This is a genomic window from Janthinobacterium sp. GW822-FHT07H10 (genome assembly GCF_058798675.1).
The window spans coordinates 741466-766261 of sequence record NZ_JBXAKS010000002.1 but is presented as its reverse complement, the minus strand read 5'-3'; the positions used below and the strand labels follow the sequence as shown (position 1 = coordinate 766261).

28 protein-coding genes and 1 pseudogene are annotated in these 24796 nt (G+C 65.6%); 17 read left to right on the top strand and 12 right to left on the bottom strand.

All coding sequences use genetic code 11. From position 1 onward, the window contains the following. The 4 genes and pseudogenes from AC1RDJ_RS07710 to AC1RDJ_RS07695 form a co-directional block, all read left to right on the top strand. A pseudogene (locus tag AC1RDJ_RS07710) lies at window positions 1-212 on the top strand (hypothetical protein); the annotation flags it as partial. A 139-nt stretch (window positions 213-351) separates the two neighbouring features. After that, window positions 352-1299: a 2-hydroxyacid dehydrogenase gene (locus AC1RDJ_RS07705; protein WP_493027138.1), complete on the top strand. Its 948-nt coding sequence runs from the start codon at window positions 352-354 to the stop codon at window positions 1297-1299. A 103-nt stretch (window positions 1300-1402) separates the two neighbouring features. Beyond that, complete coding sequence (locus AC1RDJ_RS07700; protein ID WP_071323659.1) at window positions 1403-1660, top strand: hypothetical protein; 258 nt, start codon at window positions 1403-1405, stop codon at window positions 1658-1660. 65 nt (window positions 1661-1725) lie between these two features. Further along, entirely contained in the window at window positions 1726-2910 is a 1185-nt protein-coding gene (locus tag AC1RDJ_RS07695; RefSeq protein ID WP_442905936.1) for a low temperature requirement protein A, read from the top strand. A gap of 13 nt (window positions 2911-2923) precedes the next feature. Here AC1RDJ_RS07695 and AC1RDJ_RS07690 read toward each other — a convergent pair whose 3' ends face one another. Next, window positions 2924-3454: a GNAT family N-acetyltransferase gene (locus tag AC1RDJ_RS07690; RefSeq protein WP_493027137.1), complete on the bottom strand. Its 531-nt coding sequence runs from the start codon at window positions 3452-3454 to the stop codon at window positions 2924-2926. 80 nt (window positions 3455-3534) lie between these two features. On the opposite strand from AC1RDJ_RS07690, the gene AC1RDJ_RS07685 reads away from it, so the two are divergent. After that, window positions 3535-4104, top strand: coding sequence for a helix-turn-helix domain-containing protein (locus tag AC1RDJ_RS07685; protein ID WP_493027136.1), 570 nt, complete (start codon window positions 3535-3537; stop codon window positions 4102-4104). Window positions 4105-4113: 9 nt separating this feature from the next. Here the strand turns inward: AC1RDJ_RS07685 and AC1RDJ_RS07680 are convergent, their stop codons facing one another. Next, a complete protein-coding gene (locus tag AC1RDJ_RS07680; protein WP_493027135.1) occupies window positions 4114-5010 on the bottom strand; it encodes a LysR family transcriptional regulator in 897 nt (298 codons plus the stop codon). A gap of 63 nt (window positions 5011-5073) precedes the next feature. On the opposite strand from AC1RDJ_RS07680, the gene AC1RDJ_RS07675 reads away from it, so the two are divergent. From AC1RDJ_RS07675 to AC1RDJ_RS07665, 3 genes are all read left to right on the top strand, one after another. Beyond that, entirely contained in the window at window positions 5074-6582 is a 1509-nt protein-coding gene (locus AC1RDJ_RS07675; protein ID WP_493027134.1) for an MFS transporter, read from the top strand. 106 nt (window positions 6583-6688) lie between these two features. Then, window positions 6689-8266, top strand: coding sequence for an EAL domain-containing protein (locus AC1RDJ_RS07670; RefSeq protein ID WP_493027133.1), 1578 nt, complete (start codon window positions 6689-6691; stop codon window positions 8264-8266). Beyond that, window positions 8263-8616 carry a hypothetical protein gene (locus tag AC1RDJ_RS07665; protein WP_493027132.1) on the top strand — a complete coding sequence of 118 codons (354 nt, stop codon included), beginning with the start codon at window positions 8263-8265 and terminating at the stop codon, window positions 8614-8616. Before AC1RDJ_RS07670 ends, AC1RDJ_RS07665 begins: the two co-directional genes overlap by 4 nt. 3 nt (window positions 8617-8619) lie before the next feature. On the opposite strand, the gene AC1RDJ_RS07660 is transcribed toward AC1RDJ_RS07665, so the two are convergent. From AC1RDJ_RS07660 to AC1RDJ_RS07650, 3 genes are all read right to left on the bottom strand, one after another. Next, on the bottom strand, window positions 8620-9972 hold the full coding sequence (locus AC1RDJ_RS07660; RefSeq protein ID WP_493027131.1) for a serine hydrolase: 1353 nt from the start codon (window positions 9970-9972) through the stop codon (window positions 8620-8622). A 130-nt stretch (window positions 9973-10102) separates the two neighbouring features. Further along, the gene (locus AC1RDJ_RS07655; RefSeq protein WP_493027130.1) at window positions 10103-11482 is read right to left on the bottom strand and encodes a serine hydrolase; all 1380 of its coding nucleotides are present in this window, start codon (window positions 11480-11482) and stop codon (window positions 10103-10105) included. Between the two features lie 22 nt (window positions 11483-11504). Then, a complete protein-coding gene (locus AC1RDJ_RS07650) occupies window positions 11505-12470 on the bottom strand; it encodes a VirK/YbjX family protein (RefSeq protein ID WP_493027129.1) in 966 nt (321 codons plus the stop codon). Between the two features lie 262 nt (window positions 12471-12732). Between AC1RDJ_RS07650 and AC1RDJ_RS07645 the strand changes: the two genes are divergently transcribed. From AC1RDJ_RS07645 to AC1RDJ_RS07630, 4 genes are all read left to right on the top strand, one after another. Further along, window positions 12733-12975 (top strand): hypothetical protein, encoded by a 243-nt coding sequence (locus AC1RDJ_RS07645; protein WP_493027128.1) that lies wholly within the window; start codon window positions 12733-12735, stop codon window positions 12973-12975. A 75-nt stretch (window positions 12976-13050) separates the two neighbouring features. Next, window positions 13051-13206: a hypothetical protein gene (locus AC1RDJ_RS07640; protein ID WP_493027127.1), complete on the top strand. Its 156-nt coding sequence runs from the start codon at window positions 13051-13053 to the stop codon at window positions 13204-13206. Then, the gene (locus AC1RDJ_RS07635) at window positions 13203-13778 is read left to right on the top strand and encodes a hypothetical protein (protein WP_493027126.1); all 576 of its coding nucleotides are present in this window, start codon (window positions 13203-13205) and stop codon (window positions 13776-13778) included. The genes AC1RDJ_RS07640 and AC1RDJ_RS07635 overlap by 4 nt, the downstream gene beginning before the upstream one ends. 13 nt (window positions 13779-13791) lie before the next feature. After that, window positions 13792-14256 (top strand): GNAT family N-acetyltransferase, encoded by a 465-nt coding sequence (locus AC1RDJ_RS07630; protein ID WP_493027125.1) that lies wholly within the window; start codon window positions 13792-13794, stop codon window positions 14254-14256. A gap of 163 nt (window positions 14257-14419) precedes the next feature. On the opposite strand, the gene AC1RDJ_RS07625 is transcribed toward AC1RDJ_RS07630, so the two are convergent. Further along, window positions 14420-15445 (bottom strand): DNA-binding protein, encoded by a 1026-nt coding sequence (locus tag AC1RDJ_RS07625; protein ID WP_493027124.1) that lies wholly within the window; start codon window positions 15443-15445, stop codon window positions 14420-14422. 221 nt (window positions 15446-15666) lie between these two features. Here AC1RDJ_RS07625 and AC1RDJ_RS07620 point away from each other — a divergent pair, with 221 nt between their 5' ends. Next, a complete protein-coding gene (locus tag AC1RDJ_RS07620; RefSeq protein ID WP_493027123.1) occupies window positions 15667-16707 on the top strand; it encodes a site-specific integrase in 1041 nt (346 codons plus the stop codon). Window positions 16708-16961: 254 nt separating this feature from the next. Here the strand turns inward: AC1RDJ_RS07620 and AC1RDJ_RS07615 are convergent, their stop codons facing one another. After that, window positions 16962-17411, bottom strand: a complete 450-nt coding sequence (locus AC1RDJ_RS07615; RefSeq protein WP_493027122.1) for a VOC family protein — start codon at window positions 17409-17411, stop codon at window positions 16962-16964. 219 nt (window positions 17412-17630) lie between these two features. Here AC1RDJ_RS07615 and AC1RDJ_RS07610 point away from each other — a divergent pair, with 219 nt between their 5' ends. Next, complete coding sequence (locus AC1RDJ_RS07610) at window positions 17631-17933, top strand: HNH endonuclease (protein ID WP_493027121.1); 303 nt, start codon at window positions 17631-17633, stop codon at window positions 17931-17933. 171 nt (window positions 17934-18104) lie between these two features. Here AC1RDJ_RS07610 and AC1RDJ_RS07605 read toward each other — a convergent pair whose 3' ends face one another. Genes AC1RDJ_RS07605 through AC1RDJ_RS07595 form a run of 3 tightly spaced genes read right to left on the bottom strand, consistent with a single transcriptional unit; the run spans window position 18105 to window position 19522 of the window. Further along, a complete protein-coding gene (locus tag AC1RDJ_RS07605) occupies window positions 18105-18539 on the bottom strand; it encodes a GNAT family N-acetyltransferase (RefSeq protein WP_493027120.1) in 435 nt (144 codons plus the stop codon). Continuing rightward, window positions 18536-18988 (bottom strand): PaaI family thioesterase, encoded by a 453-nt coding sequence (locus AC1RDJ_RS07600; protein WP_289886753.1) that lies wholly within the window; start codon window positions 18986-18988, stop codon window positions 18536-18538. The genes AC1RDJ_RS07605 and AC1RDJ_RS07600 overlap by 4 nt, the downstream gene beginning before the upstream one ends. Before the next feature lie 33 nt (window positions 18989-19021). Next, window positions 19022-19522, bottom strand: coding sequence for a MarR family winged helix-turn-helix transcriptional regulator (locus AC1RDJ_RS07595; RefSeq protein ID WP_493027119.1), 501 nt, complete (start codon window positions 19520-19522; stop codon window positions 19022-19024). Between the two features lie 394 nt (window positions 19523-19916). Between AC1RDJ_RS07595 and AC1RDJ_RS07590 the strand changes: the two genes are divergently transcribed. After that, a complete protein-coding gene (locus AC1RDJ_RS07590; protein WP_493027118.1) occupies window positions 19917-20972 on the top strand; it encodes an NAD(P)/FAD-dependent oxidoreductase in 1056 nt (351 codons plus the stop codon). 31 nt (window positions 20973-21003) lie between these two features. On the opposite strand, the gene AC1RDJ_RS07585 is transcribed toward AC1RDJ_RS07590, so the two are convergent. Both AC1RDJ_RS07585 and AC1RDJ_RS07580 read right to left on the bottom strand, forming a co-directional pair. Continuing rightward, window positions 21004-21462 (bottom strand): hypothetical protein, encoded by a 459-nt coding sequence (locus tag AC1RDJ_RS07585; protein WP_493027117.1) that lies wholly within the window; start codon window positions 21460-21462, stop codon window positions 21004-21006. Window positions 21463-21557: 95 nt separating this feature from the next. Beyond that, window positions 21558-22439, bottom strand: a complete 882-nt coding sequence (locus tag AC1RDJ_RS07580) for a LysR family transcriptional regulator (RefSeq protein ID WP_071323640.1) — start codon at window positions 22437-22439, stop codon at window positions 21558-21560. 96 nt (window positions 22440-22535) lie between these two features. Here AC1RDJ_RS07580 and AC1RDJ_RS07575 point away from each other — a divergent pair, with 96 nt between their 5' ends. Both AC1RDJ_RS07575 and AC1RDJ_RS07570 read left to right on the top strand, forming a co-directional pair. Beyond that, window positions 22536-23120, top strand: a complete 585-nt coding sequence (locus AC1RDJ_RS07575; protein ID WP_493027116.1) for a GNAT family N-acetyltransferase — start codon at window positions 22536-22538, stop codon at window positions 23118-23120. A gap of 129 nt (window positions 23121-23249) precedes the next feature. Beyond that, the gene (locus tag AC1RDJ_RS07570) at window positions 23250-24740 is read left to right on the top strand and encodes an MFS transporter (protein ID WP_269466324.1); all 1491 of its coding nucleotides are present in this window, start codon (window positions 23250-23252) and stop codon (window positions 24738-24740) included. The last annotated feature ends 56 nt before the right edge of the window (window positions 24741-24796 follow it).

Here is a 24796-nt window from a genome sequence, read left to right as displayed (position 1 = left end):
GCCAGACGACCTTCCAGAAGCTGGTCGCCTCCGCCCGGCGCGGCGGCGCCGTGCTGGCCGTCGACGACTACCTGACGGCCGACGGCCGGCCCGCCTCGCGCGTGCGCACGCCGGGCGGCTCGACCTGCTTTGCCATGGGCGACAATCCCGGCGCGGGCGCCGACCCGTTCAAGACGGGCGGCAAGCTGAAACGCGTGGCTTGCCCGGGCTGAAGCGCGAGGCAAAGCCCGCGTTGCAATCAGGGTTTTGAGGGCATTTACGGGACAGGCGGCCCCGGCAGGGCGTCAAATATGCTAAGTTGCGTCTGCGTTTGTTTCCCGTTCCCCTATGCCGACACCATCCTGGACGCCCATGCCCCCCGAACTCCTGATCCTCGCTCCCAGCCCTTCGGCTGCCGTCAACGCGCAGCTTGAGCACGATTACACGTGCCACCACGCCTGGCAAATCGCGCCGCAGGAGCGCCATGCCTGGCTGGCGGAGCGGGCGCCGCGCATCCGCGCCGTCGTCACGACGGGCGCGCTGGGCTTGAACGCCACGGACATGGGCTTGCTGCCCGCGCTGGAAATCATCGCCGTCAACGGCGTCGGCCTCGATGGCGTGGCGCTCGACGTGGCGCGCCAGCGCGGCATCGCCGTCACCACCACGCCGAACGTGCTGACCGACGACGTCGCCGATGTGGCGCTGGGCCTGCTGCTGGCCAGCGCCCGGCATATCGCCGCGCTCGACCGTTTCGTGCGCGATGGCGGCTGGGAACGCCGCGAAGCGATCGCCCCCGCATCCAGCCTGCGCGGCAAGACGGCCGGCATCTTCGGTTTCGGGCAGATCGGACAAGCGATCGCGCTGCGCCTGGCCGCCTTCGGCGTCAACGTACGCTATTACCAGCCGCGCGCCATTCCTGGCACGCCCGTGCCGCGCGCGGAATCCTTGCTGGCCCTGGCGCAGGAAAGCGATTACCTGATCGTCTGCGCGCCGGGCACGCCGGCCACGCGCAAGATCGTCGACCGCCAGGTGCTCGACGCACTGGGTCCGCAAGGCACCCTGATCAATATCGCCCGTGGCGCCCTGATCGACGAAGACGCCATGATCGCCGCCCTGCAGGATGGCCACCTGGGCGCGGCCGGTCTCGACGTATTTACGGACGAACCGCGCGTGCCCGCCGCCTTGCGCGCCTTGCCAAACGTGGTGCTGACGCCGCACGTGGGCAGCCTCACCGTGGAAACGCGCCATGCGATGGGGCAATTGGTGGTGGATAACCTGGCAGCGCACTTCGCCGGCTTGCCCTTGCCCACGCCGGTTTAAGGCCATCCGCCTGCCGCGCACAGCAAATTGCTCCCTGCACCCGCGAAATGCGTTAGCATCCTATACATAGTTTTCCATACGATGTTTTAATGAAGGGACGGCGATGCATACGATACTGGTGATGGGCGCGGGTTTCGCGCTACTGGCACTGTGCCTGCTGATTGGACGGGGCAGGGGCGCGATGGCGCATGCGGCCCTGGCCTTCATTCCCCTGTGGCTGGTGGGCGCGGGCATCAACATGGCCGTGGGCGTGCTCGGGGCCGGCTATTCCGTGGCCGAGGAACTACCGATTTTTGCAGTAATTTTTGCCGTGCCAGCCTTGCTGGCCGGTTTTTTGTGGTGGCGTTTACAACGCGCCTGAGCCGCCAGCCCATGGGCAGCACCGCCAGCGCGGCCAGGATAGACGATGAAAGAGTATGTATGGAATTGACAAAATCGCTGTTGCGCAAGCGCGGCGGGCAGGACAGCGGCAAGGTGGGCATGATCGAGCTGTTCTTCGACCTCGTGTTCGTGTTTGCCGTTACGCAACTGTCGCATGGCTTGCTGGCACACCTGAGCGCCACGGGCTGGCTGCAGACGGGGCTGCTGCTGATGGCCGTCTGGTGGGTCTGGATCTTCACGTCGTGGATCACCAACTGGCTCGACCCCGAGCGCATTCCCGTACGCATCAGCCTGTTCGCCCTGATGTTGGGCGGCCTCATCATGTCCGCCTCGATTCCCGAAGCGTTCGGCACGCGGGGCCTGGCCTTTGCCGGCGCGTATGTCGCCATGCAGGTGGGGCGCCCCCTGTTCGCCTGGTGGGCCGTGCGCCACGAAGCACTGTCGCGCCGCCGCAATTTCCAGCGCATCGCCCTGTGGGCCGTGCTGTCCGGCGCCTTCTGGATCGCCGGCGGCCTGGCCGACCCTTCACAGCGCATCTTCTGGTGGGCCGCGGCCCTGCTGATCGACCTGGCGGGACCGTGGATGCAGTTCGGCGTGCCCGGCCTGGGCCGCTCGTCGACGGCCGACTGGGATGTCGATGGGGGTCACATGGCCGAGCGCTGCGCGCTGTTCGTCATCATCGCGCTCGGCGAATCGCTGCTGGTGACGGGCGCCACGTTCGCGGGCCTCGAGTGGACGGCCGCCAACTGGCTGGGTTTCCTGTCGGCCCTGGTCGGCAGCATCGCCATGTGGTGGATTTATTTCGACACGGGCGCCGAAGCGGGCCACCACCGCATCGCCCATTCGAAAGATCCGGGCCGCATCGCGCGCAAGGCTTACACCTACATCCACATGCTGATCGTGGGCGGCGTGATCGTCAGCGCCGTGGCCGACGAGCTGGCCCTCGTGCACCCTGACGAGGCCAGCTTCGCCGGCATCAGCGCCTTGCTGGGCGGCCCGATCCTGTATCTGCTGGGCAACGCCCTGTTCAAATGGGTCAGCAACGACCGCGCCACGCCGCCGCTGTCGCATCTGCTGGGCATCTTGATCATCCTGGCGCTGATCCCGATGGCGTACGGCCGCCTGTATGCGCCGCTGACCCTGGCCTGCATCACCAGCTGCGTGCTGGTGTTGGTGGCCGTGTGGGAACATCTGGCCCTGCGCCGTCCGCCGCCGGACATCGATCCCTGAGGCTTGCCTGAGGTTAGCTGGACGGCGTGATGCCGTCCGGATCGCTGCGCGCATCGAGCGTCAGCTGCAGGAACGCCAGGTCCAGCCAGGCGCCGAACTTGGTGCCCACCTGCGGCAGCAATCCCACCTCCTCGAAACCGAGTTTCTTGTGCAGGGCGATCGAACCGGCATTGCCCGCCTCGATGCCCGCCACCATGACATGCTTGCCGATGCCGCGCGCGCGCGCGATCAGCTCCACCATCAAGGCCTTGCCCGTGCCGCTGCCGCGGCAATCGGCGCGCACATACACGGAATGCTCGACCGTATGGCGGAAGCCGTCGAAGGCGCGCCAGTCGCCGAACGAGGCGTAGCCGGCCACGTTTTGCTGCGCGTCGATGGCGACGAGCACGGGATAGCCGGCCCGCAGGCGGTCGGCCAGCCAGGCGGCGCGGTTGGCCGCATCGACCGTCTGCTCGTTCCAGATGGCCAGGGTATTGCTGACGGCATCGTTGTAGATGGCCGTGATTCCCTCGATGTCGCCCGCATGGGCGTCGCGTATCTGCATGGTTGTTTCCTCGCTGGGCGTCTACTATAATGGACAAATCATAGATTGCCGCCCACACTTTTGTCCAATAAATCCTGAGTATGTCCACTAAACCAGACGAATTGAACCAGCGCATAGGGGCCAGGGTGCGCATCGAGCGCGAACGGCTGGGCTGGTCGCTGACGGACCTGGCGGCCCGTTCCGGCGTGTCGCGCGCGATGGTGCACAAGGTGGAGCGCGGCGATTGCAGCCCCACGGCCACCTTGCTGGCCCGGCTGTCGGGCGCCTTCGAGCTGAGCATGTCCGAGCTCATCGCCCGCGCCGAGATGCGCGAGGGGCGCCTGCTGCGCAAGGCGGACCAGCCCGTGTGGGTCGACCCGCAGAGCGGCTACGTGCGGCGGCACGTGTCGCCGGCGTCCGACATGCCGCTCGATCTCGTGCACATCACCTTGCCGCCGGGCGCGGCCGTGCCCATGCCGGCTGCCGCCTATGTGTCGCGGCGCCAGCTCATCTGGGCGCTATCCGGCAGCCTCGTCTTCATCGAAGGCGACACGCGGCACGCGCTGGACGAAGGCGACTGCCTGGAGCTGGGGCCGCCGGCCGACTGCGTGTTCAGTAATGAAACGGCGGCCGATTGCACCTACGCCGTGGCCGTCCTGAAAAACGCCTGAGCGGCGATGTCAGGCCAGCGCCGCCGCGCGTAGCTGGGCGATGAAGGCGCGCGCGGCCGGCGCCTGTTCGTGGCGGCGAAAGGCGACGGCGATTTCCGAGCTGATCGCGGGCTGCGCCAGTTCGCGAAATTCCACGCCCGGCAGCCGCACGCTGGCCATCACCGAGTGCGGCACGATGGCGCAACCGACGCCCAGCGACACTTCCGTCAGCACGGCCAGCAGGCTGCCCGGGCGCGACGTCACCTGCGGCGCATAGCCGCCGCGCCGGCTGAACTCGACGGTGCCCAATTCCTGTTCCGGCACGATGAATGGCTGCTGCGCCAGGTTCGCCGGCGCCACCACGCCCAGCCGGGCCAGCGGGCTGTCGGCTTGCACGGCCAGCACGAAGCGGTCGCGCAGCAAGACGACGCTGGCGACGCCATCGGGCAGGTGCAGGGGCGGACGCACGAAGGCCAGGTCGAGGCGACCCTGGTCGAGCAGCTCGGGCAGCGTTTCCATCGCATACTCGCGCGCGCCGATGCGGATGCCCGGGTGCGCCGCCCGGAAGCGGGCAAACTGCGCCTGCAGCACGCCGGCATAGGCCGCCGACGCCACGTAGCCGATTTCCAGCCGTCCCAGTTCGCCCCGGCCCGCGCGCCGCGCCACGTCCTGCGCCTGTTCCAGCTGCTCCAGCGCGCGCGCCGCTTCCGGCACGAACAGCTCGCCGGCGGCCGTCAGGGTCACGGCGCGCTTGCTGCGCTGGAACAGCCGCGTGCCGAGCAGGCTTTCCGTTTCCTGCACCTGCTTGGTCAGCGCGGGCGGCGAAATGCCCAGCTCGGCGGCGGCCCGCGCGAAATGCAGGCTGTGCGCGACGGCCAGCACGCAGCGGAAATGCCGCAGCTCCAGCGATTTTTCTGTATTCACCATGAGTGAATTATAAGTCGATTGACTTATAACAAGAAATAATACCGGCCTGCTTACAATCCAGGCATGAAAAATACCAACTGGACCTTATATACATGCTCAGGCGTCTGCGCCCTGATCATGCTCGACACCAACGTCGTGGCCATCTCGCTGCCCTCGATCGCCCGCTCGCTGAACGCCAGCTTCGTCGACGTGGAATGGGTGGTCAGTGCCTACATGCTGGCGTTCGCCTCGTTCCTCTTGCCGGCCGGCAGCATCGCCGACCGCCTGGGGCGGCGCAGGGTCATGCTGTGCGGCCTGGGCGTGTTCGCGCTGGCCTCGCTGCTGTGCGGCCTGGCCTGGACGCCGTTCGTGCTCAACGTGGCGCGCGCCGTGAAGGGCCTGGGGGCCGCGCTGCTGCTCACTTCCGCGCTGGCCGTCATCGGCCACACTTTTCATGCGGAAAAGGAGAGGGCGCGCGCCTGGTCCGTGTGGGGCGCGGCCATGGGCGTGGCCATGACGGTGGCGCCGCTGCTGGGCGGCCTCGTCACGAGCGCCATCAACTGGCGCTGGATCTTTTACCTGAACCTGCCCGTCGTCGCCATATTGATGTGGCTGGTGCAGCGCCACGTGGACGAATCGAAGGATGCGTCGAACGCCAGCTTCGACCCGCTCGGCGCGCTGCTGTTTTCCGCCGGCCTGTTTTGCATCATCTGGGGCATGATCGACGCCAGCGTGGCGGGCTGGGGCAGCCGCGCCACCATGCTGCGCTTCCTGGCCGGGGCGGCGCTGCTGTGCGTGTTTGTCGTGGCCGAGCGCCGCCAGCGCGCGCCGATGATCGACCTGGCGCTGTTTGGCCGCCGCATCTTCGTCGGCGCCGTGCTGGGCATGTTCGGCTACGCCATCGCGGCGCAGGTGATGATGACGTTCTTGCCGCTGTACCTGCAGAACGCGTTCGACTTTTCTGCCGTCATCGCCGGCTGCGCCATGCTGCCGTTCGCCGTCGCCATGGTGGTGCTGTCGCGCCTGGCGCCGCGCGCCATGCGCCGGCTCGACGACCGCGGCATCCTGGTGACGGGCCTGCTGATCGTCGCCGTGGGCAATGTGGCCACGGCATTCGCGGCCGCCAGCCTGCAATATGCATGGGTAGCGGCCGGCATGGTGGTCACGGGCGCCGGCGCCGGGCTGCTCAACGGCACCACGCAAAAGGCCATCCTCGCCTGCATCCCGCGCGAACGGACAGGCATGGGCTCGGGCATCAGCACCACCACGCGCTTCGTCGGCATCGTGCTGGCCGTCGGCGGCCTGGGCGCCGTGCTGGCCATGCGCACGGCGGCGTCGTTCGAGCGCCTGGCCTGGCTGCACGGCTTGAAGGCGACGCCCGAGATGATAGGGCGCATCGTCGCCGGCAACGCGGCCGAAGCCTTCGGCCAGCTGCCGCCAGCCATGCAGGCGCTGGCGCAGGAAGCGGCGCGCCACGCCTTCGTCGACGGCTTCGCCAGCGTGCTGTACCTGGCCGGCGCCCTGGCAGCCGTCGTGGCGGCGCTGGTATTCGTGCTGGCGCGGCCGGCTCCGGCGGCCGTGACGGTCAAATAAAAGTGTAACTAATCGGTAGGATCCATGTGCGCCGGTCCCGCTTGTAATATGATGCCATCGAGCAATACATAGCATTCAAATAACAGCGGTTCACCGGAGGGGTAGCATGCGCAGAAAACGCATTATTGTAACGAGCGTGCTGGTGGCAGTCATCGGCGTGGCGGCCCCCCTGAGCCTGGCTTTTTACCTGTCGTCCGTGCGCGCCGTGCAGGGCGAGCAGGACCGTTTGCGCCTGCTGGCCGGCTATGCGCTCGAACGCGCGCACCGCTCGATCGCCTCGGCCAGCGCCGCCTTGCGCAGCGCCGACGCGCTGGACCTCGTGCCGTGCTCGGAGGCGCATATCCAGCAGTTGCGCCGCATCACCATCACCACGCGCAGCATCGACGATATTGGCTATGTCGAGAACGGCTTGCTGAAATGCACCTCCACCGGCATCGAGGAGGCGCGCATCACCGTGACGCCGCCCGATTTCATGCTGGACAATGGCATGGGCCTCGATTTCAACCTGCGTCCCGTCGTCAGCGGCGGCAAGCGCATGGTGGGACTGACATACCGCGCCTACAAGGTGCTGATCGATCCCGTTCGCTTTTCCGACGTCATCGTCGACAGCGACATCCAGATGGCCGTCGCCATCGGCAAGGAAGGCGTGCTCGACACCTTGCACCATCCGGATCCGGCGCAGGTGCAAGCCTTGCTTGCCGGCACACCCACGGCGGGCGACATCGCACACGATGGCAGCATCCATGCAACGCTGTACCGCGATGGCTTGACGGCCGTCATGATCGAACCGCGCAGCAAGCTGAACGACAGGCTGCGCCGCGAACAGTTGCTGCTCCTGCCGATGGGCTTGCTGATGGCCGCCTTCATCGTCGGCATCGTCGTCTGGCTGTCGCGCCGCCGCCTGTCGCTGATGGGCGAGTTGCGCATCGCCATCGACCGGCGCGAGTTCTTTGTCCATTATCAACCCATCATCGCGCTCGACACGGACGCCTGCGTGGGCGCGGAGGCGCTGATACGCTGGCGCCGTCCCGATGGCAGCATGATACGGCCCGACCTGTTCATCCCCGTGGCCGAGGAGAGCGACTTGATCCTGCCGATCACGGACCAGGTCATCGACTGCGTCATCGCCGACCTGCGCGCCGCGCTGGTGGCCGACCGCGAGCTGCATATCGCCATCAACCTGTGCGCCAGCGATATCGAGACGGGCAGGGTGCTCGACGTGCTCGAGCGGGCCCTGGCCGGCACCGGCATCGAGGCGCAGCAGATCTGGCTGGAAGCGACGGAGCGGGGCTTCATCAATGTGGAGGCGGCCCGCGCCACCATCGAGAAGGCCCGTGCGCGTGGCCACGCGGTGGCCATCGACGATTTCGGCACCGGCTATTCCAGCCTGTCGAGCCTGCAAAACCTGCCGCTCGACGCCTTGAAGATCGACAAATCGTTCGTCGACACCATCGGCACGGACGCGGCCACCAGCAGCGTGACGCCGCACATCATCGCCATGGCGCGCAGCCTGAAGATGCTGATCGTGGCCGAAGGCATCGAAACGCAGGCGCAGGCGGACTACCTGGCGGAACGCCAGGTGGAATTCGGCCAGGGCTGGCTGTTTGCGAAAGCGCTGCCGGCCGCCGAATTCCTCGCCTTTTACGAAACCCGCCGCCCACCGCTGACACCATCGACGCCATGAGCACACCGCGCTTTCCCTATCCCTTGCAGCCGCTGCGCGTTCCTGGCGGCTGGAGCATCACCGTCAACACCCTGTTCGAAGTGGAACCGGGGCCCGAGACCATGCAGTGGTTCAGCAGCGCGCTGCTGCTGTGGGGCAGCTGCCGCGACACGGGCTACTGCTTCAACTCGCATTTCGAGCCGGAAGACGATCCCGCCGGCGAATTCGTGCTGGAGATGGGCAAGGTGGCCTACGACCGCCACGGCAACGTCATCAAGGGCAGCGATGCCTTCCTCGGCGAATTCCGCACGCGCGGCAAGGCGGCATTTGTCGCCCGGGTCGAGCAATTCATGCGCGACCCGGCCGCATGAGCGCTAGGGCTTGCGCGGCAAGACCACGTCCTGCCCGCCTTGCTTGAGCAGGACGCTGTCGATACGGCCCTGGGCATCGCGCGTAAACGCCAGTTCCGCATCGATGGCGCGGAAGAAGAAGCGGTCTTTCGCGCTGGCAAACACGGGCGCCGAACCGACGCCCGTGCCGGCCGCTTCCAGCCCATCCTTGCCCAGGCTCACCGTCAAGGTGAATTCCTTGCCAAGCGGATACTCGCCCACATACTCGGCCAGCGCCGCGCGCGGCAGGTCGATGGCCGCTGGCAGCTTTTTGATGGCTGGCAACGGTGTGCCCGGCAGCAAGGCTGACAGTCCCAGCTCGTCGATGGTGCGCGCCGTATTCGTCAGCACCACCACGCCGCGCTTGCCATCCGTCGTGAACGCCACATAGCTCGAGTAGCCGCCCGTCTGGCCGCTATGCCAGGCATAGCCTTGTCCCTGCTTCTGCTCCAGCAGCCAGGCCAGGCCGATTTTCGTGTCGCTGTCCGGCGCCAGCGCGCGCTGCGGCTTGACGGCCAGCGCATACGGGCGCAACGGCCGGAGCATATAGGCTTGCAGGTAGGCCACCATGTCGCGCGCGCTCGAATACACGCCGCCGGCCGGCGCCACCACGTTCAAGTCCCAGGCCGGCGTGGGCTGGCCCGTGCCCAGGTGGCCGGGCGCCAGGCGCGCCAGCATGCCGGCCGAGGCCGTGTTCGACGTCGAGCGCATGCCCAGCGGCACGGCGATGCGCGACTGCAGCAGCGCCTCATAGCTGGTACCGGCCTGGGCCGCCAATGCCGTGCCCAGCACCGCATAGCCGATGTTCGAATAGTCGAAGGCGCTGCCTGGCGCGCGCGGCAGGCGGTAGGTGGCGAGGAATTGCCGCTGCAACTGTTCTGTGTAGTCGGCGTAAGGGTTGGCCGGGTCCTTCGGCGCGAAATTGCCAGGCAGGCGCGGCAGCGATGAATAATGCGTGGCCAGGTCGAGCACGGTGATCGGCTTGCCGTCAAAGGTTGGGAGCGTGTAGCCGGGCAAGAGCTTCGCCACGGGCTCGTCAAGCGCCACCTTGCCGGCCACGACGGCGTCGGCCAGCAGCAGGGCCGTCATGGTCTTGGTCACGGAACCGATCTGGTAGACGGTGTCGGCGCCGGGCTTGGCGGGTTTGCCCGCCTGCGCATGGCCGAAACCGTACACGGCGCTGTGCTTGCCGTCGATGACGGCGATGACGATGCTGGAATGCAAGCCCGTGCGCGTCAGTTCCTCGGCGCGCTGGCGCACAGCGTCGTCCAGCACGGGGGCGGCCAGCGCGGCGGAACCGAGCAGGCAGAGGGGGAGGAGGGCGAAAGTGGGTGTCATGGGAACCTGTCTTGAGTTGGTCTGAACGGCAAGTTCACGCCAGCCCCTGGGTAAAGCGGCTGGAATGAACGCCGAGCATAGGCTGGCTACATGAAGGTTGCCTGAGTTTTATTCCATTATTGCTGAAAAATCAAGGTTTGCGCTTGCCCGGCATGGCCATGCCGTTCTGGTGCAGGATCACGCCAGTGATGGCGCCCTGGGCGTCGCGCTGGAACACCAGCTGCGCCTCGACCGCCTTGTAAAAGAACGTGTCTTGCGCGCTGGCGAACACGGGCGCTTCGCCCTGGCCCGTGGCGCCCACCAGCAAACCGTCCGGCCCCTGGCGCACGCTGAGCACAAACGTGGGCGCCAGCGCGTACTGGCCCGCGTATTGCGCCAGCCGGGCCGGGTCGATGGCGATTTCCTCCGGCGGCGGGCCATCCTTTTCCAGGGGCGGCAGGCTGCCAGGCACCAGCACGCCGACGCCCAGCCCGTCGACGTCGCGCGCAGTATTGCTCAGCACCACCACGCCCCGCCTGCCGTCGAGGGTATAGCCGACAAAGCTGGCGTAGCCGCCCGTCTGTCCGTTATGCCAGGCGAAAGGCTGGCCATCGACCTGGTCGAGCACCCATGCCAGGCCCACTTTCTTGACGCCGTCGCCTTCGCCTTCGCCGGCCAGTATCTGGCGCGGCTGCACGGCCAGCCGCTGTGCCGCGCCGGGTGCGCGCATGTATGACTGCACATAGGCAATCATGTCGCGCGCGCTGGAGCGCACGGCGCCGGCCGCCGCGATGGCCTGGAAATGCCAGTTCGATGTGGGCTGGCCATCCTCCAGATGACCAGGTGCCAGGCGGGCCCGCAGGGCGGGCGTGGTCTGCGTCGAGCTGGAAAGCATGCCCAGCGGGCGGAAGATGCGCGCCTGCAGCAGTTCTTCATATGGCAGCTGCGCCCGTTCAGCCAATGCCGTGCCCAGCAGTCCATAGCCGAGGTTCGAGTACTCGTAGGAGGCGTCCGGCGGACGCGACAGGGTGTGGCCTGCCAAGAAGCTGCGCAGCTGCGCTTCCGCATAGTCGGCGTAGGGATCGTTGATGTCAGCCGGCGCCAGGTTGCCGGGCAGGCGCGGCAAGCCGGAAAAATGCGTGGCCAGCTGGGCCAGTGTTATTTGCTGGCCGGCATGGGCAGGAATCGTATAGGCGGGCAATAGCTCGGCGACGGCCTGGTCCAGCCCGGCCTTGCCGGCCACGACGGCGTCGGCCAGCAGCAGGCCCGTCATGGTTTTCGTCACGGAGCCGATTTCGTAGACGGTGTCGGCATCGGGCGCGGCCGCATCGCCAGGCCGCGCGCGGCCAAAGCCATACACGGCGCTATCCCTGCCGTCGATCACGGCGATGACGAGGCTCGCATGCTTGCCCTCGCGTACCAGCGTTTCCGCGCGCTCGCGCACGCTTGCATCGAGAGTGGGGGCGGCCATGGCGCCGGCGGCAGACAGCGATACGATGGGCAATAACAGGGTGGGCAGGCGTGGTGGCATGGTCAACTCCGTCCGTTAATTGTTAATGGTGGGAAGGTAAAACACTGCTATCGAGGGTATCGCTTTGCTGGCAAGGTGCTTCGACCGCCATTGCCGCAGGCGCGTCCAGCAGGAAGGCCAGTTGGGCGCGCATGTCCGCCGTCATGCCGAGCAATAATTCGCCGCGCCGGCGCGCATCGGCGCGCTTTTTCGACGGTACGTCGGCCAGGTCCGTTGGCCGGTAGGCCGCGCACGGCAAGTGATAATTGCCGTCGCGCATGGGCAAGGCGCGCAATTCCTGCCACGCCTGGTCATAATCGGCGGCGATATGGCGGCGGCGCCGCGCATTCAGGGCGATGCGGTTGTGATTGCTGACCAGGAACAGGTTGGTGCAGGCAAAAAAATCGCCGAAGTCGCGCAGGGCGGCCACCATCAGGTTTTTCGGCCGGCAGCCGTGCAGGGCCCGCGTGGCCGCCTTGACGGCTTGCGCGCCCGCTTCCGAGCGCAGCCCCTGCAGCGCGCCCAACTGGATCGACACGCCATCGGCGCGCGGCGTAAACAGGAAGCTGGCCAGGTACAGGGGCAGGCCGTTGCGCGTCAGCCGCAGGCACAGCTCGCCTTCGCGGTGGCTGTCGTGGATGGCCGTCAGCTGCAGCCGGTACAAGGCCTCATCCTTGCCGGCGAAGGCCGCCAGCAGCACGGGGTGGCGCGCCGCCTGTTCCACCAGCGGCCGCGCGCCCGCCTGCCACAGGAAGCGGTAGTGTCCTTCGAGCAAGGTCAGGCGCGCCGAACAGCCCAGCTGGCGCGAGGCGTAAGGGCGGAAAATCTTGAAGCGCAGGCAGGGATGCAGCTGCGCCAGCGCGGCCATGCCGGGCGTGCTGCTGAGAAACGCCTGCCAGCGCGTGCGCTGACGCGGAAAGAACAGGGCGCCCAAGGCCGCTTTCAGGCGGTGCCCGCTCGCAGGCCGTTGCGACAAGGCGGGCGAAGCAGCCAGGACCGCGGTGTTCATGGCAGGCACGCCGCGAGGCGTGGGTTGGCGTGCTGGTACAGAAAAAAGGTTTGCATGGTTGTATCCGTCAATGGCAGACCTTGCTCCATGAAGGCCTTGCCAATCTGTATGCTACGCAGGCAAGGTGAATTTCATATTAAGGACGCCGGCACGCCGGATGCACATACTTAAATGACAATCTTTCTCAAATGGAGTACAGTGGCTGCCGCGCCATGCACTGCGCACAGGACGCAAACATCCGATTCCTTCATCCGGCTCACTCATGCTATTCATAAAAATACTCGCCGGGCTCTTCGCGCTGACCTTTGGCATCGTCAACCGACGCATCGATGCCAAACACCGCAAGCGCAAGGCCTATGCGCCGGGCGATGAATGGGCCTATTACTCAAAGCTGAGCAAGCAGGGCTGCCGGGAAGGCCGTTTCATGGTGCTGTCGGCCTGGGTGGGGATAGGCGTGGTCCTTGCATCGCTCGTGTATCTGGCGGCCATGCTGCTGACGCGCTAGCGTCGCTGTGGCCGGTCCAGTACTGCGGCTGGCGGCCATGCAGCCTGGCATATCATGGAGGAAGGAGTGTCAGCCATGCAGAAAGAACAGGAATTCCCTTCGCGTCAGATCGATGCGAAGATCGCGCAGCTCGGCGATTGGCACGGCGCCATGCTGGCCAGGGTGTGTGCGCTGCTATGGGCCGCCGTGGCCTTGAACACGGCGCCGAAAACCAAACGGACCAGCACTTGAGAAATTATCTGTATATATGGCACGACCCGGACCAGCAGATGCTCGTCGCCTCGGGCATCGAATTCGGCGATTTTTTGCCGGCGCTCGGCGAAGCGGGCGGCGTACTGCTGCTGAAAGGCGATGCCGCCGCGGCACAGTACGACGCCCCATCGGGGCTGCAGCACGTGCCGCAGACGCAGTTGGCGGCGCTGGCGCGCGAGGACATGGCGTCCTGGGGCAGCCATGCCTGGGCCGATTACCAGGATGCCGCGCTGCCGCCGCTGGGCGACATGGATGTGGCCGAGGCGGTGTTCTTCGCGCATCGGGGGCGGCCGCTGCGCCGCCCGCGGATTCCTGGCCTCGGCAACCGCTTTCTTGCCTACGCCCACGATGACGGCTGGTATCTGAAACTGTTTTACAGCGCATGGGACGATGCGGCGCAGCTGCTTGCCGGCATCGTGCCCGCCGCGCTGGGAACGCTCGACATGCAGGGCTTGCAGCAGGACGATGCCGGCTACTGGCTGCGGCAGGGCGTCGTGCAGGCGGAAGTGCGGACGCACGATATCGACAGCGTGCTGAACCGCCGCCTGTGAGGCCAGCAATGACATGCCGGCAAGCGGTGCGCCAGCCATGTGCCTGATCCGTCCCTGCACCAGCGTGGATACGGCGTCATGCGCCACCATCCTGGCGCTGGCCGGGCGCGACAGCTTCGGGCCGGTGGCCGATAGCGGCGTGTTCCGGCGCGCCACGCAGGACGAGCAGATCCTTGTCGCCGAATGCGGCGGCAAGGTCGTCGGCTTTGCCGCCGTGCACACGGGCGACGCTCCCGAGCACTTCCTGCATCATCTGTACGTGCATCCGGCGCACGGCGGGCAAGGCGTCGGCGCGCGGCTGCTGGCGGCCGTGGTGGCGCGCTTCGGCCCGCATCTGAGCCTGAAAACGCAACTGGCCAATACGCGAGCGCGGCGCTTTTATGCGCGCGCCGGCTGGGTGGAAGATCACGGCGACTGCGGCGTGGACGCCATCGGCGCGTGGATACGCATCCGCTGCCAGCCACCGCAAGGTGAATAAAGAAAACGCCCTGTAGCGTATCTCTGCAGAGAGCGTCTGCTGCGCATAGTCTTCGCCGTCGTCCGTCGTCCGTCATCGGACGGGCGAAATAATGCGGCTGGCCACGGTAGCCGGCAATGCCCGTGCGCGTGCCGTCATACATCGCCCAAACCTTTAAAGAGCCTCAAACATCGCGTTTCTCCCGCGCATGCAGCGAGATCTGCGCCAATTGCGCCGCCATGCCCGCATGTTCGCGCAGCAAGCCGTCGCGCTCCAGCGCCAGCGCCTCGGCCTTTTGCTGCGACGCCTGCGCGTTTTGCGCCAGCATCTCGAGCTGGCGGTCCTGTGCGGACAGCGCGACCCTGGCGTCGTTCAGCGCCTGCAAGGCCGTATCGAGCTTGGCCAGCAGGGCGTCGGCGGACGCTGCCGCCTGCAGGTACTGGAACTCGAACTGGTCGCGCTCGGGACGCACGCTGGCCAGCGCCTCGCGGTCGGCGGCCGCCTCGCTGGCCAGGCGCGCCTGTTCCGTCTGCAGCTGGCTCAGGCGCATGTCCTGCTGCACCAGGGTGGCTTGCTGGCCTTGCAGGCGCTGCTGCAGCTGGGCGTTTTCCTGCTCCAGCCGGTTTTCGCGCTGCTGCGCCTGGGCCCGTTCCTCGCTGCGCTGCGTGGCCGAGGCTTCCTGATAATGGTCGAACTGCGAACGCACCTGCGCCAGCTGGCGGTGCAGGGCGGCGATTTCCTCGCCCCGGTCCGCCAGGCGCTGCGTCAAGCCCGCGTTATCGCTATGCAGGGTCGCCAGGGTAACGGCGCGGAAATGGTGCTCTTCCTTCAGTTGCGCCAGCGCATGCTGCGTGGCGCGCAGTTCCTGGGTGAGGGCGGCGCGCGCCTCCGTCAATTTCAGCCGTTCGTGTTCCGTCTTTTTCAATTTCTCCGTGGCCGCGTCGAGTTCGGCGCGGTTTTGCCGCATGCCCGTTTCCAGCTGCTGCGCCACGTCGCGCTGCTGCTTGTCATACACGCCGCGCATCGCTTCCATCAGTTCGGCCGGCAAGCCGGATTCCGTCTTCACGGCGCCCGCCCCCTGGAACTCTTCCTTCCAGCGCTTGAGCAGGGGAGCGATGGTGCTCTTGCTGCCCGTGCTGCCCAGCGCTTCGCGCACGTTGTCGACCGTGGGATTACGCCCATCGGCAGCGACGATCTGGGCTGCTTTCATAACATCAGAGTACAGAATGCCGGTGCGGGCCATGGAATCACCTATGAGCTAAATTTAATAACGTATTACATGATACGTAATATCGAATAATATTACGAGATAAATTTTACGAATTTTTATAAGAAATAAGTCGCGATAAGATTGCTTATCGCATGTTATGGGGGTGTTGCGCATGGTATTCTGTGGTCCTTCCAGTACAACAGCGTGATTTCAGCCCTTCCATGCCCGATCTGCCCCTCCCGCAACGCCGTGCCGCCTTGCCGAAAACTGCGCCGGCGCCCCTGGCGCTCGCTGTCACCGCCATGGCCCCGGCACATGGCGGCCTGGTCGATGCCGAGCTGGCCGCGCGCCACCAGGCGTTTCTCGCCGCCGCCACCTCGGACAACACGCGCCGCAGCTACCGCTCGGCCATCCGCCACTTCCAGGTGTGGGGCGGGGCGCTGCCCGCCGATGAGTCCGCCGTCATCCGCTACCTGATGGCGTATGCGGACAGCCTGAACGCCCGCACCCTGGCCTTGCGCCTGACGGCCCTGTCGCAATGGCATGCGTACCAGGGCTTTGCCGACCCCGCGTCCACGCCGACCGTGCGCAAGACCCTGGCCGGCATCGCGCGCCTGCACGGCAAGCCGAAAAAGAAGGCCAAGGCCTTGCCGCTGGAAGACCTGGAGCGGATCGTGGCGCAATTGCAGGCATTGGGCAGCATCAAGGCCTTGCGTGACAGCGCCTTGCTGCAACTGGGATTTTTTGGCGGCTTTCGCCGCAGCGAACTGGCGGGATTGCAGCTGGCAGATATCGGCTGGGAGCCGCAGGGCATGGTGATCACCTTGCCGCGCTCGAAGACGGATCAATTGGGCGAGGGCATCGTCAAGGCGATTCCGTTTGGCGACGGCATCTGCTGCCCGGCCACGGCCTTGCGCGCCTGGCTGGCGGCCGCGCACATCCGCACGGGGCCGCTCTTGCGCCCCGTCAACCAATGGGGGCATGTGAGTGCGCAAGGGCTGCACGCGGGCAGCATCAATACGATACTCGAAGGCTGCGCGAAGCTGGCGGGACTCGATTACGTGCCGGACCTGTCGAGCCACAGCCTGCGCCGCGGCATGGCCACCAGCGCGCACCGGGCCGGCGCCGACTTCCAGGCCATCAAGCGCCAGGGCGGCTGGCGCCACGACGGCACCGTGCATGGCTATATAGAAGAGGCGGGGCGCTTCGAAGAAAATGCGGCCGGCAGTTTGTTGAAGGCGAAGAAGAAGCCGGCCGCTTGAGGACGTCCAGCAAAACCTGGCGGTGCAGCTCCGGCAGAGGAAGGCGTTGGGGAGCGCTTGCTGAAGACCGGCTCCTCGCTCATGGCGGATGCACGGTCTGCGAAATCGGCGTAGTCACCCAGGGGATCGCTCAACGCCCCATGATTGCATCAGTCAGGCGGCGAACAGGGCGAGTAGCCGACTGTTCGCGCCGGCCTGCGTCACTAACGGCTTGGGCGCCCATCCTTTGGTGCTCAACGTCCTGTGGAATGGCCTCAGGACGGCTTCTGCAGGAGCTGTTCGGCAAGCCCGATGAGGATTCCTTCTGGGCCGCGGATATAGCAGAGCCGATACATGTTTTCATACTGGACGACTTCGCCCACTGGCTTTGCGCCGCGTTTGACGAGCCGGTCGAGCGTATCGTCGATATCCTCGACGGTAAACATGACGCGCAGGTAACCGAGCGCGTTCACTGGCGCGTTGCGGTGATCGGCGACCACGGGCGGCGCGAGGAAACGCGATAACTCGAGACGGCTGTGACCGTCCGGCGTCCGCAGCATGGCAATCTCGACGCGCATGCCGTGCAGTCCGGTGACGCCATCCGCCCAGTCTCCTTCAACCGGGGCGCGCCCTTCGAGAACGAGCCCAAGTTCGGTGAAGAACTCAATGGTGGCATCGATGTCCTCTACCACGATGCCGACGTTGTCCATACGCTTAACTGTCATGTTGCCTCCTGGGTGTGCAAGGTAAACTGGACGTCAAATTGACATCTTAAGGCATGGAGAATAATGTAGGCGAACGACGACGGTCGACGAAGTAGTGACGGGTGCCGCGCTGAAGCGGCTGGTGGCGACTCATTAGGCGCTCCGGGCTGGCATCTCGTTGGCGTGATGCTGGGGGCGAATGATATAGTGGCGGAAATGTATACACTGAAAGAAACTGCCATGAAAAACGACGCCACCGCTCGCCCGCAAGCAAACCAGGCACCTGCCAGACTCAGTAAAGGGGACTTCGTCACCGTACTGCGCAAGCTGCTGCAAGAAGAAGAAAAGACCGGCAAGTCCAGCGTGGACGTACGCGCGGCGACCCTGCACACCGACGTTGGCATTTATCCGGCGCGCGGCCATTCGATGCCGACCTGTTGCACGGTGATGTATGAAGAGATGCGGCCGGGTGACGAGATAGTGCTGACGCCACCTGGCGGCAAGGGACCTACGCTGCTGGTGCGGTATAAATTCCCGCGCTGACCATCGCGCTCGGAGAGACGGTGAATGGAACTCGGCAGCGGTGTCTGCAGGGCAGGGAGATAGACAGGTCAAACCCGATCTCGTCGCTGCATCAGGCAACGACGAGACCGCACCCCAGGCGTCGGGCAAGACACCCAGGCCCCCAACATATTCCTATGGATCAAAAGAGTTCTAGCTACTGCAGGACAACGGCTTGATGAAATGGATACGCTCCTTGGCAGGGTCGCCAAAGTGCTCGACGGCGCATATCCGATAGCTGTTGCGGATCAGCAGGCGCAGCATGGCGGGATAGCGGTTCATCGATTTTACCGTCACGGCCGGATAACCATGCGCGCCGGCCCACGCTTCCTGGTATTCCAGCAGGCGCTGCGCCAGCCCCGTCTTGCGATACGCGGGCAGCACGCCGCCGAGCCAGCTATATAGGGAGCCATCGTCGGCGCGGTAGGCCAGCTTGCAGCCGGCGGGCCCGGTGTCTTCCTCCGCGATGAGGATCAGCGCATCGGCGGGCAGCCGCTGCCGCAGCTGCGCCACGGTGCGCGGCTGGTCGAATTCAGGGATCGCCTGCAGCACCTGCCAGGCTTCCTCGAGGGTGCCTGGCCGTATCATGCGGCGGCTTGCTCCCGGGGGCGGATGATCATGCAGGTGGCCGTCGCGTGCGCATAGAGTTTGCCGGCCTCGTCGCGGATGGCGCCTTCGGAAATGACCAGGTTGCGGCCCGCATTGATGACCTTGCCCTCGGCATAGAGCGTCACGTTGAAGGGCAGGGGACGGCACATCTTGATGTTCAGGTCCGTCGTGCCGTAGCTTTCGCCGGCCGGCAAGACGGTGTGCGTGGCGCACCCCGTGACCGTGTCGAGCACGGTGGCGGCGAAACCGCCGTGCACGCCGCCCATGGGATTGGTGTGGTTGTCATTTGCCGTGGCCGTGAAGATGACGCGGCCGTGCTCGACCGTTTGCGCGTCCATGGGCATGGTCTTGGAAATGCCGGGGCGGGGAAACAGGCCCTGGGCGAAAGCTTGCATGAGTTGCAAGCCTGTCATGTCGTTCGGATGCATGGATGACTCCTGTGGGTGGTAACGGATGGAAATTCAGATATCCTGCGCGAAACGCAGGCGCGAGGCATGCAGCAGGAAGCGGGCGACGATGGCCAGTTCCGCTTCGCTGAAACCCGCCTTCAGTTGTTCATTCAGGCTGTCGAGCAGGGGCAGGGCGTCGGTCAGCACGGCGCCACCCTTGGGCGACATGTGCAAAGTGCCGGCACGGGCGTCGAGCGCCGACTGGCCGCGCACGATGAGGCCGTTTTCTTCCATGCGCGCCACCAGCCCCGTGACGGCCGAGTTTTTCAATTGCAGCGCCCGCCCCAGGTCCTTCAGCTGGCAGCCTTCCTCGCCCTTCAGGGCGAACAGGGCCACCACTTGCGTGCCGGAGTAACCGAGTTCGCTGGTGAATACGGCATCGGCCGAGCGAAACAGGTTCTGGCGCGCCAGGTTGAGCAGGTTGAACAGGCGCGGCGAGCGCTCGCCCAGCGGGCAGGCAGCAGCATCGACGTTTTCGGTGCTATCGGATGGGGTGGGGATATTGGTACGCATGCGGAGTATACTACTACGTATGCGTAATAAAACAAGCGAAATATGTCAACACGAGGCGGGCAGAATATCGTGTCACACATTGAGAGAGATGGAATGCATATCGAGCGCTATCTGGGACCCCAGGTCGTGGCCATCGGCTGGGACGGCGGCCCCATAGTTTCCTGCCCGATTAGCGCGCGTCGCCGTATCCAGCTGGCCGTTGCGTCCATTTCGGCGACCTCGCCCCGCTGGAGCGCCATCGTTCGGCGCCGCCATCGGCCTGGCCATCGGTGGCGAATTGATCCGCGACAATTTATAGGTGTTCAGCGAACGAGCTTGCCACCAGCCAACGCTATAATCCGCGCTCGGGACGGTAGCCGGCAAAGCATCCAACAATCAATAAAGGCAAGCGCATATGCGTCATGAGGGCCCTAAAAATATCATCGTCATCGGCGCCGGCATCGTCGGGGCGTCGCTCGCGTATCACCTGTCCAGCAAGGGCGCGCAGGTCACGGTCGTCGAGGCGGGCGGCATCGCTTCGGGCGTGACGGGTACCTCATTTGCCTGGATTAACACCGCATATTCGGGACCGGATCCGATTGCCGCCTTGCGCGGCGCGGCCGTCGCCGCCTACCGGCGCCTGGAAACCCAGGTGCCCGGCCTGGAAGTGCGCTGGACGGGCGCCTTGTCGTATGGCACGGACGAGGGCAGGGCACCGTCATCCTCGTCCATGCTGCTGGACAGCGCGCAGATTGCGCGGCTGGAACCACATCTGAAGAAGCCGCCGCCGCAGGCCGTGTATGAAGCCGGGCATGGCGCCCTCGATGCGGTGGCCGCCACGCATGCCTTGCTGGCGGCGGCAGTATCCCATGGCGCGACGCTCCGCACGCACACGCCGGTGCTGGGTTTTACCATCCGGGATGGGCGGGTGACGGGCGTGGAAACGGGCAGCGGCCTCCTCGCCGCCGATGTGGTGGTGCTGGCGGCCGGCGCGGCCACTGCCAGCCTGGCAGAAAAATTGAACGTGAACCTGCCGATACACGCCTCGCCCGCCATCTTCATGCGCTACAAGGCGCCGCCCGGGCTGGTGCGCAGCATCATCTCCAGCCATGCCATGGAAGTGCGGCAGGGCGCGGATGGCGGCTTGCTGGCGGCGGAAGACTATCTGGACGACACGCCGGAAAACCAGCCCGCGGCCATGGCGCAGCGCACGGCCGGCGCCATCCGCCATGAACTGGCGGGCGCCGATGCGATCGAACCGGAACAGGCCTGCATCGGCCTGCGTCCCATGCCCGCCGACGGCATTCCCGTCATCGGCTACCTGCCGCAAGTGGACGGCGTGTATGTGTGCGCCATGCATCCGGGCGTCGTGCTGGCGGCGATCGTGGGCCAACTTGTCAGCGAGGAAATCGTCGATGGCCAGCCAGCGGCAGCGTTGAACGCTTGCCGGCCTGCGCGTTTCCTGGCGTAAATGACGTAAAGACCCTGTGCCGCGCTGATTTCTAGGGCACCGGCACGACAAATACGGGCAGGATGAACGGCGCTTGCTCCTGCGCGTCGCCGTCCTCCTGCGGGGCTTGCATATAGTCTTCGTTGCGCCAGTCCCCGTCCACCACACGGTCGACGATCAGCGCCAGATCCTGCGTTTCGCGCACTTCGCAGCGAAACGGCAGCCGGCCATGCGCGCGCGAGACCAGGCTGAAGCGCAGCTGCCGGCATTGCGCATCGTGCCAGCAATAGAACAGCATCTCCTCGCCAGCGAGCGCGCTGCTGCGCGCCGCGACCAGCTCGCTGATGAACGCGCTCATATCCGCCGCGGTGATCTCCGGCGTTTCCTCGTCCGTGGGCGAAAAGCGCCACATATTGCTCATCGCTTCGTGATTGATGTCGGCAGCATCAATTTCCACGGCATCGTCTTTCGCCATGTCGAACCACTTGCTGACGACCATGCTGCTAATCATGCAAATCCTTTCATATCAATAGGTCATTGAATCGGTAATGGAGCAGGCAATGTGCGGCGCATCCTCCGTCACGCCGTCATTATTGCCAAAAAATATCATCCCCTCGGCCCGTCGAGCAGCAATTCCGCCAGCCGCGTCGTCAGCCACAAGCTCGTCTCACTCAGCTTCTTCCCATGGATCGAGAGCCGCCGCACTGGCAGGCGCGACAGGGCCAGGGCGGGGCAGGGCACTTCCTGCAAATAGCCCTTGTAATTGTCGTAGTTGGCGATGTTCAGGGGCAGGATGGCCCAGCCCAGCTCGTCCGCGACCATTTCCGCGATGCTATAAAAACTGTCGGAAAACCAGACGGCGGGGCTGAACGCGTGTTCGCGGTTCAGCTCGGAATCCATGATCAGCTGGCGGTAACGGGTCAGCTCGTTGCGGCTCACTTCCTGGCCGTGCGCCATCGGGTGGCCTTTTGCCACGAACACGCCTTGCGCCACGCTGCCGATGTGCTGCTGTTCCAGTACGGGCGAGATGGGACCGCGGTCGAAGTGGAAGGCCACGTCGGCCTGCTGCTGCTCCACATATTGCGCCACCTCGGACGCCGTGGCGTTGAGCATCACCAGCTCCAGCGCCGGATAGCGCGCCGCCAGTTCCTTGACCAGGGTGCCGATGGCCAGGTAGGGCAGGGCTTCGTCCAGCGCCAGGGTCAGCTGCGCTTCGGGCGCCGCACTCAGCAACTGGGCCCGCAGCTGCAGCCGTTCGGCCTGGCGCAGCAGTTCGCATGCTTCCAGGTGCATCACCTTGCCCGCTTCCGTCAGCACGGCACTGCGGCGCGAGCGGTCGAACAGTTCCACGCCGAATTCCGCTTCCAGCAAGCCGATCGAGGTGCTGACCACCGATTGCGCGCGGCCCAGCCGGCGTGCCGCGCCCGAGAAAGAGCCGGCCGCGACGGCCGCTTCGAAGTAGCGCATTTGTTCCAAAGTCCATTGCATGGCATTCACCTATCTGTTTTACAGATGGATTTTAACTTGAATGCCATTCAGGGGCGACATAAAATGTGTTTTACATTCAATAACACGAGATCCGCCATGAAAAACGCTCAAGCCAGTACCCCAGCCATCAGCTTCAGCTGGTGTCACGACGCCACCGCCGAAGACGCGCTGTGCAAGCTCTACCTTGATAACGTCAGCGCCGACTATATCTCCCATTCGGAGCTGCAGGGCGAGCGCGCCGATGCGCCCGGCAACTGGCGCGCGGACCTGCCCGAGGTGATACGCGGCGAAATCCGCGCCGCCCTGTCGCATGACTGGGAGCATGGCGATTCGACGCTGCTGGCCGTCGCCACGGCAGGCGAGGCCATCGTCGGCATGGCGCTCGTCTCCATCGACACGCGCCAGCGCGCCTCGAAATCGTTCGCCGCGCTCGACGACCTGGTCTTGCTGCCCTCCGTGCGCGGCAGCGGCATCGGCAGCCTGCTGGTGGAATGGGTGTCGACCGAACTGCGCAGCCACGGCATCGCCCGCCTGTTCCTCGAATGCGGCGCGCACAACCTGACGGCGCAGAAATTCTTCCAGGGCCGCGGCTTCAAGCAGGTGTCCGTCGTCATGCTGCGCGAACTCGATGCCGTCGCGGTTTCGGCCGCCGTGGATGACAAGGATGGTGACCGTGGCTGACGCCCGCCGCCCCCGACCAGCCCAGGCCCGTGGCAGCCTGGAACGCAAATATTTGCGCAGCACCAAATTCATCCAAACAGACAGTTGTTAAAAGTTAAACTATAAAGCAATGAGTTACCCATGCATTCAATGAAAAAATGGCTGACGCTGGCCATCGTCTCCAGCGCCCTGTTCCTGATCGTGGTCGACATGACCGTGCTCTACACCGCCTTGCCCGCGCTGACGCGCGACTTGCAGGCCACTTCCTCGCAAAAACTGTGGATCATCAACGTGTACGCGCTGGTCGTCTCCGGTCTGTTGCCTGGCCTCGGCACCCTTGGTGACCGCCTGGGCCACAAACCCGTTTTCCTCGCCGGCCTGGCCGTGTTCGGCATCGCCTCGCTGAGCGCCGCGTTTTCGCCGGCGGCCGAATGGCTGATCTTTGCCCGGGTGCTGCTGGCCATCGGCGCCGCATTGATGATGCCGGCCACCCTGTCCATCATCCGCCTGACGTTTACCGATAACCGCGAGCGCTCGTTCGCCATCGGCGTGTGGGCCGCCATCGCCTCGGGCGGCGCCGCATTCGGCCCCGTGCTCGGCGGCTTCCTGATGGAGCATTTCTGGTGGGGTTCGGTCTTCCTGATCAACGTGCCCATCGTCGTGCTGACCCTGGTGCTGGCCGCCGTCATCCTGCCGAAACGGGCCGGTAACCGCGACAAGCCGTGGGACCTGGTCGGTTCCCTGCAAATCATGATGGGTCTGCTTGGTGGCGTGTACGCGATCAAGGAGCTGGGCAAGTCGCAGCCGTCGTATGCGCTGGCCGCCGCCTCGTTCGCCGTGGGCGCCTTCTTCATGCTGAAGTTCGTGCGCCGCCAGAAGCGCCAGTCCAAGCCGCTGATCGACTTCGCCCTGTTCCGCGAACTGCCGTTCTCGAGCGCCGTGGCCGCCGCCATGGTGGCGTCCGCCGCCCTGATCGGCATGGAACTGGCGCTGAGCCAGCACATGCAGCTGGTGCGCGAACTGTCGCCGCTGGAAGCGGGCTTGCTGCTGTTGCCGCTGCCGCTGGCGTCCGTGTTTGCCGGTCCCTTGACGGGCTTCATGCTGCCGCGCGCCGACAAGGCCAAGGTCTTGTGGGGTTCGCTGCTGCTGTCCGGCATCGGCATGGCCAGCTATCTGCTGCTGCATGACGCCGCCGTTTCGGCCCAGGTGGCCAGCCTGGTGATCCTGGGCCTGGGCCTCGGTGCCGTGATGACGGCCGCCTCGAGCGCCGTGATGCTGAACGTGGCGCCGCAACAGGCCGGCATGGCCGCCTCGATCGAGGAAGTATCGTACGAGCTGGGCGCCGTGATCGGCGTGACGGTGCTGGGCACCATCCTGTCGGCTGTCTACAGCGCCACCCTGGTGATCCCGGAAAGCGCTGGCCTGCTGCCGAACGCCCATGACACCCTCGATGCGGCACTGCTGGCCGCCGAGCAATTGCCAGCCGAGCTGGGCCTGCAAGTGTCGGAACTGGCCCGCTCCGCCTTCGACAAGGCGTTCATCGTCGTGCTGGCCACGGCCTCGGCCATCCTGATCGCGGCCGCCGCGACCATCCGCTACCTGCACCTGAAGGCGCGTCGCGCCACCCGCGCCATGGCTTGATCTGGCAGGGCCGGAGCGAGCGCCATCCTTACCGGCCCGCCGCGCAAACGGCGGGC

What these genes read in the sequence shown, in the direction of transcription:
- AC1RDJ_RS07705 (WP_493027138.1), top strand. Translation starts at nt 352, where the DNA reads ATGCCCCCCGAACTCCTGATCCTCGCTCCCAGCCCTTCGGCTGCCGTC.
- AC1RDJ_RS07700 (WP_071323659.1), top strand. Translation starts at nt 1,403, where the DNA reads ATGCATACGATACTGGTGATGGGCGCGGGTTTCGCGCTACTGGCACTG.
- AC1RDJ_RS07690 (WP_493027137.1), bottom strand. Translation starts at nt 3,454, where the DNA reads ATGCAGATACGCGACGCCCATGCGGGCGACATCGAGGGAATCACGGCC.
- AC1RDJ_RS07685 (WP_493027136.1), top strand. Translation starts at nt 3,535, where the DNA reads ATGTCCACTAAACCAGACGAATTGAACCAGCGCATAGGGGCCAGGGTG.
- AC1RDJ_RS07680 (WP_493027135.1), bottom strand. Translation starts at nt 5,010, where the DNA reads ATGGTGAATACAGAAAAATCGCTGGAGCTGCGGCATTTCCGCTGCGTG.
- AC1RDJ_RS07675 (WP_493027134.1), top strand. Translation starts at nt 5,074, where the DNA reads ATGAAAAATACCAACTGGACCTTATATACATGCTCAGGCGTCTGCGCC.
- AC1RDJ_RS07670 (WP_493027133.1), top strand. Translation starts at nt 6,689, where the DNA reads ATGCGCAGAAAACGCATTATTGTAACGAGCGTGCTGGTGGCAGTCATC.
- AC1RDJ_RS07665 (WP_493027132.1), top strand. Translation starts at nt 8,263, where the DNA reads ATGAGCACACCGCGCTTTCCCTATCCCTTGCAGCCGCTGCGCGTTCCT.
- AC1RDJ_RS07660 (WP_493027131.1), bottom strand. Translation starts at nt 9,972, where the DNA reads ATGACACCCACTTTCGCCCTCCTCCCCCTCTGCCTGCTCGGTTCCGCC.
- AC1RDJ_RS07655 (WP_493027130.1), bottom strand. Translation starts at nt 11,482, where the DNA reads ATGCCACCACGCCTGCCCACCCTGTTATTGCCCATCGTATCGCTGTCT.
- AC1RDJ_RS07650 (WP_493027129.1), bottom strand. Translation starts at nt 12,470, where the DNA reads ATGAACACCGCGGTCCTGGCTGCTTCGCCCGCCTTGTCGCAACGGCCT.
- AC1RDJ_RS07645 (WP_493027128.1), top strand. Translation starts at nt 12,733, where the DNA reads ATGCTATTCATAAAAATACTCGCCGGGCTCTTCGCGCTGACCTTTGGC.
- AC1RDJ_RS07640 (WP_493027127.1), top strand. Translation starts at nt 13,051, where the DNA reads ATGCAGAAAGAACAGGAATTCCCTTCGCGTCAGATCGATGCGAAGATC.
- AC1RDJ_RS07630 (WP_493027125.1), top strand. Translation starts at nt 13,792, where the DNA reads ATGCCGGCAAGCGGTGCGCCAGCCATGTGCCTGATCCGTCCCTGCACC.
- AC1RDJ_RS07625 (WP_493027124.1), bottom strand. Translation starts at nt 15,445, where the DNA reads ATGAAAGCAGCCCAGATCGTCGCTGCCGATGGGCGTAATCCCACGGTC.
- AC1RDJ_RS07620 (WP_493027123.1), top strand. Translation starts at nt 15,667, where the DNA reads ATGCCCGATCTGCCCCTCCCGCAACGCCGTGCCGCCTTGCCGAAAACT.
- AC1RDJ_RS07615 (WP_493027122.1), bottom strand. Translation starts at nt 17,411, where the DNA reads ATGACAGTTAAGCGTATGGACAACGTCGGCATCGTGGTAGAGGACATC.
- AC1RDJ_RS07610 (WP_493027121.1), top strand. Translation starts at nt 17,631, where the DNA reads ATGAAAAACGACGCCACCGCTCGCCCGCAAGCAAACCAGGCACCTGCC.
- AC1RDJ_RS07605 (WP_493027120.1), bottom strand. Translation starts at nt 18,539, where the DNA reads ATGATACGGCCAGGCACCCTCGAGGAAGCCTGGCAGGTGCTGCAGGCG.
- AC1RDJ_RS07600 (WP_289886753.1), bottom strand. Translation starts at nt 18,988, where the DNA reads ATGCATCCGAACGACATGACAGGCTTGCAACTCATGCAAGCTTTCGCC.
- AC1RDJ_RS07595 (WP_493027119.1), bottom strand. Translation starts at nt 19,522, where the DNA reads ATGCGTACCAATATCCCCACCCCATCCGATAGCACCGAAAACGTCGAT.
- AC1RDJ_RS07590 (WP_493027118.1), top strand. Translation starts at nt 19,917, where the DNA reads ATGCGTCATGAGGGCCCTAAAAATATCATCGTCATCGGCGCCGGCATC.
- AC1RDJ_RS07585 (WP_493027117.1), bottom strand. Translation starts at nt 21,462, where the DNA reads ATGATTAGCAGCATGGTCGTCAGCAAGTGGTTCGACATGGCGAAAGAC.
- AC1RDJ_RS07580 (WP_071323640.1), bottom strand. Translation starts at nt 22,439, where the DNA reads ATGCAATGGACTTTGGAACAAATGCGCTACTTCGAAGCGGCCGTCGCG.
- AC1RDJ_RS07575 (WP_493027116.1), top strand. Translation starts at nt 22,536, where the DNA reads ATGAAAAACGCTCAAGCCAGTACCCCAGCCATCAGCTTCAGCTGGTGT.
- AC1RDJ_RS07570 (WP_269466324.1), top strand. Translation starts at nt 23,250, where the DNA reads ATGAAAAAATGGCTGACGCTGGCCATCGTCTCCAGCGCCCTGTTCCTG.